Annotated in this window: 6 protein-coding genes; 1 reads left to right on the forward strand and 5 read right to left on the reverse strand. The window is 37.0% G+C overall.

Annotation, left to right across the window (positions count from 1 at the left end; translation table 11 throughout):
- Positions 1-219: 219 nt before the first annotated feature.
- From ACAM30_RS20050 to ACAM30_RS20070, 5 genes are read right to left on the reverse strand one after another with little or no spacing between them, the layout of a single operon-like run.
- The gene (locus ACAM30_RS20050; protein ID WP_369616282.1) at positions 220-594 is read right to left on the reverse strand and encodes a hypothetical protein; all 375 of its coding nucleotides are present in this window, start codon (positions 592-594) and stop codon (positions 220-222) included.
- Between the two features lie 28 nt (positions 595-622).
- Positions 623-1,108, reverse strand: coding sequence for a hypothetical protein (locus ACAM30_RS20055; protein WP_369616283.1), 486 nt, complete (start codon positions 1,106-1,108; stop codon positions 623-625).
- Positions 1,105-4,707, reverse strand: coding sequence for a DUF6443 domain-containing protein (locus ACAM30_RS20060; RefSeq protein WP_369616284.1), 3,603 nt, complete (start codon positions 4,705-4,707; stop codon positions 1,105-1,107). The genes ACAM30_RS20055 and ACAM30_RS20060 overlap by 4 nt, the downstream gene beginning before the upstream one ends.
- 48 nt (positions 4,708-4,755) lie before the next feature.
- A complete protein-coding gene (locus ACAM30_RS20065; RefSeq protein ID WP_369616285.1) occupies positions 4,756-9,936 on the reverse strand; it encodes a DUF5977 domain-containing protein in 5,181 nt (1,726 codons plus the stop codon).
- Between the two features lie 56 nt (positions 9,937-9,992).
- Positions 9,993-11,657, reverse strand: a complete 1,665-nt coding sequence (locus ACAM30_RS20070) for a T9SS type A sorting domain-containing protein (RefSeq protein ID WP_369616286.1) — start codon at positions 11,655-11,657, stop codon at positions 9,993-9,995.
- Positions 11,658-11,969: 312 nt separating this feature from the next.
- Between ACAM30_RS20070 and ACAM30_RS20075 the strand changes: the two genes are divergently transcribed.
- Positions 11,970-12,656, forward strand: a complete 687-nt coding sequence (locus tag ACAM30_RS20075; RefSeq protein ID WP_369616287.1) for a hypothetical protein — start codon at positions 11,970-11,972, stop codon at positions 12,654-12,656.
- The last annotated feature ends 47 nt before the right edge of the window (positions 12,657-12,703 follow it).

Genomic DNA, 12,703 nt, shown 5'->3' on the forward strand with positions numbered 1-12,703 from the left:
ACATTTGGATAAGTATTTCTTTACCTTGGAGAATCTTCTCCTCCTTCATTACCATCGCCCTCATCCTCTTTTAATTTTTATGCGATATCAATATAAATCATTAATAATCTGTAAATGTTTCATACAAAAATTAACCACCAACACATCTGAAACATTACCCTAAAATATCTGACAAGGTGAAGCGTCTGGATTAGCTTTTATAAAATCTGTCTATTGTTATTACCTATTCATACTTTTTAAATAACAATTCTTGCTTCGTCCATTCTTATTTATAATAAAAAGTTTACTGCCTTTTACTAAATATTTATCTACCCCATACATATCAGAAGTTTTATTTTTTGGACTTAAACTATCTATAGATTCAGTCCAAAGGTCACAAGTCAAAATTAAAGTATCGGAGTTCACCTTCCATTTTCCTACTATTGCTCTTTCTGAATATCTAAAATTATAAATAAAACTTTTATCTAAATTGAGTTTCAAACTAACTTCTGGAGCTCCATAAAGTACACAAGTGCTAAAATAAGTATTTGTTTTTATAGGTGAACAACCAACAAATAAACCAACAAATAAAAATATTAGTGTATTTTTCATCATCTTTTTTTGTATGGAATGGCTTTTATATTTATATTCCTTGAATTATTCTAAAATCATCAATCTCAATTTTGTTAGATTCAGGGTCAAACATTTTTACTTTAATATTACGATTTTTTAAAACCAAATAATTATCATATTCATTTATAAATTTATTATCATTATTTCTTTTTCGATATTTGATTGAAATCACTGCTAACCCATAACCTTCACTGTCCAATTTAATATTTTTATTCATTATTAAACTTTGCCATAGCGCTGATTTATTTGTATGTCTCAAAACAAGTCCATATTTAATATTAAACTTTTTTATATCCTTAAAATCAGTGTTATTACTTTCAATTAGTATGGGATAAAATTCCAAATATCTTATCGAACCTGTTGAATTGGGAGTAAACCGAATGACTCCATAACCACTATATTTTTCTACTAAACTTGTAACATCTTTCGATTCTTTTTTATTCGAACATCCTGTTAGTACCATACTAATTGCTAAAAAAAATATAACTAGTCTCATAATCCTGTTTTTAATGATTTATCTGCTTGTAAAGTTCCTATAACTCTATTGGTACTAGGCTTAGCTCTTGTAAGTGCATGTTGCATCCATGCTCTATATTGTGCTTTATTCAGGTTAACATATGTCGCATCTCCCATAACATTTTTCTCATATCCTTTATGAGGTGTTGTTCCTCTTAATTCTTCTGGTATGAATTTTTTGTTTCTATCATCTTGATATCTATCACTTAAGCCTAGAAGATGTAATGTTTCATGAAATACGGTATTATTATCTTTACCACCATCGAATACCGTCCCCGTTTTACCAGTTAAAAACATAAGATTACCCTTTTTATTTCTTTGCTCTCCAGCATTTACATGAGAAATATTATCGCTATCTTCTGGAGCAGAATCAAAACTTAATATATTTTCACCACTTTCTAAATTCTTTTCATTTTTACTTTCATCGTATGCATAGGTCATACTAACACCAATAGTTATACCGTCAACAGTTTTAGATTCTAAATTTTTCTTAGCAAATGAATTTAATTCTCCAGCTCTTTTTTTACTTGCTCCCTGTCCTTGAATATAAATAGTACCGCTAATATTTATTCCTGTGATATTTCCTTTTTTATCTCTAACTATATCTATGAGATAGTCCTTCCCATCAAAATCAGCATATCCAAGTGGGTCGTTATTAACATACGCATATGGCGATTCACTAATGAACTTTTCAGCCAATGGGTCAATATTCATCCAGCGACCAAGAGCAGGGTCATAATTTCTCGCTCCATAGTCGTACATGTTAAGTCCCAGCTCGTCTTGCAATTCTTTTCCGTTGTACTTATACTTATTATTACTAGCTACATAATCATTATACGCCTTATGTTTTAACCCAAAAGGATAATAATTATTCTCTTCAATAATTTCAAGAACTTGGGTCGCTGGATTTTTAGCATAACTCAATCGTACATTCCCCAAATGATCTTTATACTGGTAGACATACTTTTTATATATGTCATCATAATACCCTTCTGCTATAGGGAAAAATTGTAAGATTGGCCGCGATGCAACATTCTGACTTCCTCCTGGCTGCTGTCCTCCTGCCAGACTTGAACGATTTGCTTCTGCCGGTGGATCATTTGGAGCGGGATCCTCACCATCAATAGGAGGATCAGTGTCTCCCGGATCTTCAGGTGCCGGACCGCCATTATCATAATAAACATACTGAAAACCAGTAAGATAATTTGTCGTAGTAAAAAAGCCATATTCATCTACTCTTTTTTCTAACTTTTGACCCATCGCGTTGTAAATATACTCAATTGTCTGAGTTGTTCCAAATGTAATTTTCTTAGGTAAATTGAGTTGATTGTATTGAATCTCAGTGATGCTTTTGTTTTTATCGGTAATCATATTGCCATTGGCATCATAAGTAAAATCATCACCGGTTTTGTTTCCGTCCTTAAAACCTTCGTTGTCATTTCCGGCTGGACTGTCGGTTACTTTCGTTAACTGATTCGAGTTTTGATCCAAATAACCATAAGTCAAATCATCAATTTGGAAAACTATCGAAGGTGCATCACTAGCCCCATAACGCTGCAGGGAGGTAATGTTTCCGTTTTTGTCGTAACTCAAACTTTCATTATAGGCGCCCGATGCCGGAATCGCATCATTGGGTTTGCTATAAATGGCACTGGTCAAACGGTTCAGATTGTCGTACTGATACCCATAGGAGCGCTTGGTCACATCGGTATTGGTCTTCCAGGTAGTTTCTGAAATATTTCCGTTATACAAGGCTTGAACCTGTGAGTTGCCCGGCTGTTTGTCATAATTTATTTTAAAAGCGAACAGATCTTTAGGATCTGTGTCCTGCTGTAGCTCTTCGACATTGTTGATTCCGGTAAGCCAGCCTCTAATATTGTAACTGTAATGTACTTTCTGTAAAGGATTTGATGCATTGTTCCCTACATTTTTAACGATCAATTGCCCCAGATCATCATAACTATTGTTTGCTAAAACTTCAACGGTTCCGCCATTGATCTGATGGGTATGGGTCACTAAGCGGTCCTGAGGTGAATAGGTAAATTCTTCCCTTACTGTCAGCTCCGTATCTCCAGACGTGCGTTTGTGCTTGGTAATGGTATAAAGCGACTTTCCTGTAAAATCAAGTTTACTATCGGTAGTAGTGTAACCGCTCAGATGATTCTGAATTCGGGTGCTTATAGCTCGGGCTTTGGTATCGTAAAAGGTGGTAGTGGTTTCTCCTAATGTTTCTGAGGAGGTAGTCAGGGCTCTTGTCCAGCTTCCGGTCACTAAACCTTTGGTATTATCTAAAACAGCCTGATCTTCGACAGAAGCAGGTCTAACCGGAGCATTAGGATAATCATAGTCATCGTAATAAGTAACCGTTAAAAGTTTAAAATTTACCGGAGCATTATTATTGCTATAGTATATCGTTATATTGTCGCCTATAGTTCCTATATAGCCTCTGCTTTCATACAGAACAGTAGCCGTATTCTGTTCATCCTGCAACGATTTTCTATTGGCGGATCCCGGAGGTACACCGCTCCAACCTGTATAAACAGGTCTGCCAAAACCATCGTATTTGGTAATGAGCCAGCCTTCAGCGGTTTCATCTTTAAAAGGCGAAAAAGCCGGCCCCGTCGCGACGGGACGATCGAGTTTGTCATAGACAATATACTCCCATTGTTTTCCGGGTAGTTTTTTTTCCACCAGACGATTGCGATGATCGTATTTGTACTGATAACACAAGCCGTTTAAAACATCATTGCTAACAACACCTGTTACTTTTGGCGGCAGTACATAGCTCAGATTGCCATACCTGTCATAAACATAGTAAGTGTCATGTTTATCACCTGAATTGTAAGTTCTTTTAAGGATGACCTGCCCTTCTTTGTTTTTAAATTCTACTGTGGAGCCTGATGATTCACTTGGATTTGCTGTTGTATTTTCATCATAGGTTATGGTTTTATACAATTGATTGGCTGCATAATTGCCCTCATCTGAAAAAGCAGTGCTAAACAGTCCCAATCCCGCATCCCAGGTTGCAGTGGCTGTAAATAATCTTACTTCATCAGCAGTGTTGGTCTGATAATCCATTTTGATTTCGTGTCCGCTATCCATAGCCCAAGCATCCCCTGGAGCTGCTTGTCTTAATACTCTGTTCAGAGGAGAGGCTTCCAGTTTTTTCTGAGAAAATGGATTAGCTGTATTATCATACGTCTGGGTACCGTAAAAACCTGTTAACGCATTGATAGCAACAGCAGGATCTATTCGGGTATAATTATCCCCTCCGTTCTGGGAAGCATAAGGCAAATATTCTTTGACTTGTCTTCCAAAAACATCATACTCCACAGGAGTAATGATATCTTTTCCACCTTCTCCCTGACCAATAGCAATGGTTTGTACCGGACGTCCGAGTCCGTCAAAATAGGTTATGCTTTGATTTTTCTCGTCTTTGGTCAGCGCATTTAGACCTGCAGTCTGAACCGGTTTCTTTGGCGTTACTGTATAAATATAGTTATCATCACTAAAAGTCTGGGCTTTTGCGCCAAAACCGATAAGGAATACTAAAATTAACAGCGGTATATATTTTTTCATTAGGTTGTAATTTCTCATTAAAAAATAAATCTAAATATTCACTTTACATTAGTGATTGTCATACGTACAGGTTCCATGGGTATTGGCGTAATTCTGACCGTTAGTATTTATATCACTAGACGCCATAAAATTAGCATTCCTCTGGCTCGCAGTAGAGAAGTATGTACCAAAAGGAACTGTATAGGTTACTGTTGATCCTATAGATCCTGTTCCACAATTGTTTCGGATAAAATCCTCACTTCTTTGTTCATTATAAAAACCACAGACCCCATTGGCATTGGCATAATTCTGTCCGTTTTGAGCCACATCATTCTGGGCTTTCATATTGGCATCTGCCTGTGATGATTCTGACCAATGAGTACCAGCAGCCACGGTATAGGTAACAGCCGAACCCCATTGACCTGCGGGACAATTATTTTTTGTAAAAATGCCACTGGTGGCTGTATTGTAAAAACGACAAGTCCCATTATTATTGGCATGGGCCTGACCAAATACATCACATCTTTGATTAGCCCTGTAATCTGCATCAAACTGCGACTCTCTCGATGTAATTCGTCCCGCCGGAAGTGAATAATCTGAAGAAGACCCCACGCTGCCTGCAGGGCAATCGTCTTTAGTATATGATTTAGTAATGGCTGCACTGTAAAAGGTGCAATACCCTTTAGCATTAGCATTGGCCAGTCCATTATTGTTAACATCCTGTTGTGCCAAATCATCTGCAGCTGCCTGTGACTCTCTCGAGAAGTGTCTTCCAGCAGGAACGATGTAGATCTCTGTTGAACCCTCTCCACCCGGCGGACAATTATTTTTGGTGAAGGAACCGCTTTTTTCAGTATTGGCGAAAGTACAATACCCATTAGTATTGGCATTGGTCCTACCATTTGCATTAAATAAAGTCAATCCTTTTGAATCAGCATGAGCTTGTGAATCTGTTGAAGTTTCGGCACCTGCGATCTGACTAAAAAATACGCTTGATCCTACTCCACCGGGAGCACAATTATCCTTAGTAAAGGAACCGCTAAAGGCGATACTGCTGAATGTACAATACCCATTCGTATTAGCATAAACCTCACCTTTTGCGTTGAATAAAGCCAATCCTTTTGCATCTGCATCAGCTTGTGAAACTGTTGAAGTTTTAGCACCTTCAACCTGACTATAGGGTACACTTGATCCTACTCCACCGGTATCACAATTAATTCTGGTAAATGAACCGCTTAAAGCAATACTTCTGTACGTACACTCTCCTTTACTATTGGCATTGATCTGACCGTTTGTATTGAATAAGGCTAGTCCTTTTGAATCGGCATGAGCCTGAGAAATATCTGAAGTCTCCGCTCCTGCCACCTGACTAAAAGGTACAGTTGATCCTACTCCACCCGCATCACAATTATCTTTGGTAAAGGATCCGCTTAGAGCAATACTTTTAAATGTACAATATCCTTTAGCATTGGCATTGATCTGACCGTTTGTATTGAATAAGCCTAGTCCTTTTGAATCGGCATGGGCCTGAGAAATTGTTGAGGTTTCGGCGCCTTCAGCCTGACTAAAAAACACATCTGATCCTATACCAGCACCGGCGCAATTAGTTTTTCTGAACAAACCGCTTCGGGCAATACTTCTATACGTGCACTCTCCTTTGCTATTAGCATTGGCCTGTCCGTTAGCTCTTATATCAGCCAGCGCTTTTCCATTGGCCTCTTCCTGTGAAATTGTTGAAGTATATACTCCCGCAGATACTACATATTCTATTGGTGAACTACTACCTCCAACTGGACAGTCATTTTTTGTAAATACCTGACTCTGTCTTGTGTTTTCATAGATAATCTGCCCTTTATAGTTATAACGATACACTTGTAAAATGCTTTTATCCTTATCCCTGACCGATTTTAATCTGTTAAGCTCATCATACTCATAATAACTTACCAATCCCTTTGGATCGGTCATGCTGCTTATTCCTATTAAAGGTATATAAGTGTAGGTCGTTACCATACTATTGTCCAGTGCCGAATCATTACGCAATGCACTTAGTGCTGTTATTAAAGAAGCTTCATTTCCTGTCTTAGAGGATGCATTTTCTATGGCTGTAATTAAATTGGCAGGAATGACAACAGGTTTGACACTCTCTATTTTTGCCACCACCTGGCTTCTGTTATACCCCCATACTACCGTTATATTGGCATCTGTCGTCATCAAAGCGGGAGTCGCGTTGTCTGTAGTTACGGACCCTATAAAATTCACATTTCCACTTAAGTCATAACCATAAAATTTTCTCTTTTCTACAGGATTGACGTTGATCCCTTTTGAAAAAGATACAGGCTTAAATAAATTACTTAAAACTGACTTAAATTCATATTTATAAGAGTCGCTTACTTCTCCGTTTTTCTTGTTTATGATTTGTACTACCGGTGAAACAAAATTTTTATTGACCATAGCCTGAGCAACAGCATCAGTAAAATCATATGGATAGAAGATTTCATTTACTACTTTAGTCTTAGTATCATATGTAGTAGTGACCTTTTTTTGTTTGTAATGGTCATTATACTCTATTTCAACCGTTCGGTCTACAGGTTCCTCTTTGAAATATTCTGTCGTTTTTTTGTTATAGATGAATTTATCACTATCAAACTCTTTATAAACATTAAAATAATAAAAGTCTTTAACGGTATTGAGTGGACCTATCTCCTGTGCAAAGCTCCTTACAACCTTATAATCGATTTTTAAACTTTTAGGATAATTAGGATTGTTTATAATGGTCATTGGCACATGGTCTGAATCGTCGGTATCAAAATAGAGATTGGTTTCTTCAGAAAGTTTTTTACCAACTGTATTAACCTTATTATTAGAATAAATTAATTTACTTTTTTCAGAACCCACAGACAAATCCTGTCCTGCCGGCTGAGAGGGAAAAGTAGCCAATGTTAAGGACGGTTTATTAAATTGTGTCATTTTGTAACCTTCGGGATACACCATTTTCTTAACTCCATACTTTTCCGATCCAGGTAAATAGGTATAGGAAACAGTATTGTTTGCAGATGATCCGAAATTGCCACCGCAATTGCCGCATAAAAACTTTTCAGATACCAAAATTTCGCTTCTGAGTACGCACTCTTTTACGGCAAGGTATCCCACCGGAGAGCTGTTATTCATTCCAAGATTATACGGCTTTGAACTTATATTTAAAACATTGTAGTCATGAGGTATAACAGCGTATGGAAGTTGATGACCAGATCCATTGACTACTGTTTCTTTTGATAAATAATTACTATATAAATCAACACTTCCGTTGAACTGAATTCCACTGCCAAATCCGGAAGCATCTGTGTAATCATAGTATTTTGTTATGGATTCACCAATTGCTGGGTGATCTGTTGTTGAATTCACTCTTATTCCTCCTACAGGAACAGTACCACCATCGCTGGTATGCTGTGCAGCGGCAGCATCAAAAAAAGCTAAATCTATTTGAGCCTCCAGATTTTGTGTTCTGTTGTAATCTGTTCGAATTTTAAATTCATAGGTACCTGCCGGAATAATAAACTTACCACTACTGTCCTTAGTTATCGCGCAATTATTAAAGCTTGAACAATTGCTGTCAATTTGTGCCATTTCGCTTAATTGCAAAGATATTTTAGGAATATCTATTCCATCCTGCGCGCGCGCTCTGGGAACTAATGTATAATAAGGTGTAGTGGGGTCAAAACCTACCGGGGAATCTCCGGAAATCCGACGAATGTTCATATCGATAAAATTTACATTACCAATATAATGACTTAAGGTTGCCACAACATCACTATCAAAGGTTTTAGTAAAAACACTTTCTTTAACAGGATTGGCATTTTCTGAAAAATCGGATTTAAATTTTAGCTGAATACCAACATTGGGCTCGTTATTGGAACTACCATTTTTAACAGCCAAATTTTGTTCGTATTTTATCTCTGTTTTTCCTCCTGTTGCATAATAAATCGTTTTTAAGGCTCCTTTTTGAGTTTCGAAAAAATTGGGTTTCTTATCGGCATTATAATTAGTTCCTTCCACTAAAAAAGGAGTAGTGTTATTTGTTCCGTTGGAAAATCCCCAATAATCCAGATTGTTAGGATAATCGTAAACAGAATTGGCAAAATCCGGTAAATCTGCATCATAGTAGTCAAAACCATAGAAGAATATGTTATTTTTAATGATATTGTCCAGTACATTTCTCCTGCCTGAATAACTAAAACTATAAGAGCTTACCGTTTTATCATTCATATCTTTAACAATGATCTTATTGTAAACTTCATAATTGTTCAATTTTATATAATTGAAACTAATCTTGAAATTTTTAGAGTCGATCGATTTTAAAATCTTCCTTTTTATAATATCATTTGTACATCCCTGATTGATTACATCTCCCACACCAGAGGCATTATGTCTTATTTGAAGACTTGCATAAAAATTGTAGGTCTTAAAGTCATTGTCATCGTAAACAAAGTTGATTTGTTCGCCATTGTTTACAATAATCTTTGATAATTGCCAGCTCGAAGTATAAGTCGGAAAACCTTCCTCAAAAAAAGAACTGTATCCCTGAAAAGGGGTATTGATCTCCTTCTGTTCAAAAAAATACTGATTTGCACTGGCATCTGTTAAAATGAAGCCTTCAATAATTTCATTGTTGTTTCCATTTCTTAGTATCTGAATTTTATTTTCATGTTTGGATAAAAAAGCCGGGGTTCCGTCTGTGCCAATTTTAAAAGAAAAACGAATCCCGTTTACACTTACGTTGTATTTATCTGCCTCACCATCATAGAATCCGGAAGCCAGTTTATTAGCATCATTATCTGTAATGGTACCACTAGTAGCAATATAGTTGTTTACAATTCCTTTAACAGCTGCATTATTAAATCCTCTTGGGTGTTCGTCCGGTAAACCTCTTACTTCTCTGCTCACGACACCTCCCACACTTAATTGCCACCCCAATCCCATTATCGATGGTGTTTCTTCTAATCGGTTTCCGCTATAATTGTAGCTCAATTGAATGGGCAGACTAAGTTCTCCTACATTTCCGGTAAAAAGTTCAATATTCTTTTCTAATCTTCCATAAAATAGATTTACAGGAATCTCTCCAAAAGTTCCCAATCGTGCCGCTTCAGGAGAAACCGGAAAGGTTAACAAATCAGGATTTAAAGTACTTTGCTGACTAAAGGCAGCATTCCAAAAAACAAAAATTAATAAAAATCGGGATATTATATTCTTCATATTTTTAAACTATTAAACTGACACTCGCAGTTAAACAAATTATTTCCTCGTATTTTCTAATGAACAGATTTAATCACTTTAACAGATTCTGTCTTAACATCTGTTCTCACTTTGATGATATAGATTCCTTCTGAGTATCCGCTCAAATTAACCGGTACGGTTCTGCTATTGATGTCAAATTCTTGTAAGGTACGTCCGGTAATGTCGATCACAGTGGCTGTACCTTCTTTAAAATCATACCCTATAATCACATTGGTATAAGTGGATGCAGGATTCGGAATGGCTTCGATACTGGACTTTACTTTATCCACTTTGGTTTTGTCTTTGAGTTTCACCACCCAAAAATCATTGCCTCCCATACTGCCGTTTTTATCTCTCGACGCAGCCGAATTGGAGGTTCCTGCCATCAGATACCCTCCATCTCTGGTTTCGATTAACTTTCTGAGGATATCTTCTCCGGCACTGCCTACCGTTTTGTTCCAGATTTCTTCTCCTTTATCGTCAATTTTCATCGCGATATAATCGTTAATTCCTTCCTTTTCTTTGCTGACGGAGTTAAGCGCTTTGGCAACGATCCCTTCACGCGGGCGTCTGCTTTCACTTTGCGCATAACCACCTATGAGATAACTTTGATCTTTATTTTCTACCAGAGAGGTCAGGATGTCTGTTTTTCCAAAGTCATACGTTTTGCTCCATACCACCCCTCCGTCTTTATCGAGTTTGAGTATCCAGTAATCGGTTCCGTTTCCGACTATACCGCCTATGGTGGTCAGAGCATTTTTACTGTTGGAATTTCCGCCTGCAATATAACCGCCATCAGCTGTCTGGTGAATAACATAAGGCTGATCGTCTCCTTCGGCTCCATAAGTACTTTGCCATTGAATTTCACCTGTATCCTTTATTTTAAGAACCCAAAAATCTCCTACTCCTTTATTGTTCGCAGTTTTATCACCTGAAATGGGCGAATTGGAATAACCTGCCAGTATGTATCCGTTATCTGTAGTTTGTTCCATACTCCTCAGTACATCGGTATAGGCTCCTCCGTAAGTCTTTTGCCATTCCACATCACCCTGTTTGTCCAGTTTAACAATCCAGTAGTCCATGTTACCACGGCATTTCTCTGATTTGTTAAACTGATCTGCTTTTTTGGTCGCCTGAGGAGTTCCGTTTGTTCCGGTAAGTACATTCCCTGAATAATCAGAACTCGAAGAGCCTCCTAACATATAACCTCCGTCTTTGGTTTGAAAAGCACACAAGAGTTCGTCTTTTCCTTTACCGCCAATGGTTCGTTGCCATTGTTCGCTGCCTGAAGCATCTAATTTGATGACCCAAAAGTCAGTAAGTCCTTTGCATTTTTCATTCTTTTGAAAACCTCTCCCCGAATCTGAAGTTCCTGCCAGGATAAAACCTCCGTCTCTGGTGTTTTTAATGCTCTGCAGCAAATCAAATCCGCTTCCGCCTATGCTTTTTTGCCAGACCAGATCTCCTTTTTCACTCATTTTCCAGATCCAGTAATCCAGATCCCCATGATTATCATCGTCTTTATTTCCGGTTTTATTTGACAAAGAGCTGCCCGTGAGAATAAATCCGTAATCGGCCGTAGGCTGGGCATCAAACAAATAATCAGCATGCTGCCCCCCATATGATTTTTCCCAGAGAATGTCCTGAGAATAGATAAAAAAAGGTAAAATAAAAAAGAGCAACAAGTAACATTTTTTCATAAGCATAATCATTTCATTTTTTTTGCGCGCAAAACTATGAGATTGAACTCCCATGTCCTTACGTGTTTCCGTATTAGCCATGCTTTTATCTAAAAAACAGGTATTTATACCTGTTTTTTAGATAATTTTATTCTTACTAAAGATTTAGCTGCTTATCACAATTTATATCATTATAATTGTATGCAGCTAACAATAGTACTCGCTTCCTAAGTACCTTTGAGAAAGGCTTATTGTACAGGTTTAGAGTATCAACATAAAATCAATACAGCATAAATGAATACCTTCACTAAATTGAAATACCTTCAAAGAATAATGAAAAAACAATTGTGGTCACTCAGTAGAAAGGCACAAAGATTATCTGAACGGCGTCGCACAGAAATACAAAGAGCAGAGATTACGAATCTGTTAGCGTCATTTGCTGTTGTCTTACCGCTTTCTGCTTTTACTTATTGGAGAATTCTCTTGGAAAAATTCAATACCGATTATTTTGAGTTTTGCTACACTTTTGACGACGTTTACTATATCCTTTATTATAAAGGAACGGTACTCTGGTATACTCTTACTGTCTTAATGCTATCTGCTGTAATCTCCGCAACAGCGTTACATTTTTGGAAATTTCATCTTCAATTCGTAACAACAGGGTTGGTCTGTCTTCTTACATATATTTTATGTAATATCAGTCATTTTAACCATACCCAGACGATTATACTAATGATTATTTCTATATGTATTACAATAGCTTATCTATTTTTTACAAAGCATGCTCAATATCTTTTTGTAGTCTTCTCAGGTATATTTTTAATATGTGCCGCCAGCGCAGATGCTAAGTATTATCAAAAAGCAGCAAGAAAAAAAGACATACAGCTAAAAGATGGTTCCTTCGTTTTAAAAAAAAGTGATACAGAATGTTACTACGTAACCAGCACATCAAAATATATCCTAATATATACCCCCCGAACCCATCAAATAAAAAAAATAGAAAGGGATCAAATTCGCTAAATTCGTTCAAACGCCCATAATAAACATTTAATCATACTATTAGAATT

The sequence above is a fragment of the Flavobacterium sp. CFS9 genome, assembly GCF_041154745.1.
Classification (GTDB): domain Bacteria; phylum Bacteroidota; class Bacteroidia; order Flavobacteriales; family Flavobacteriaceae; genus Flavobacterium.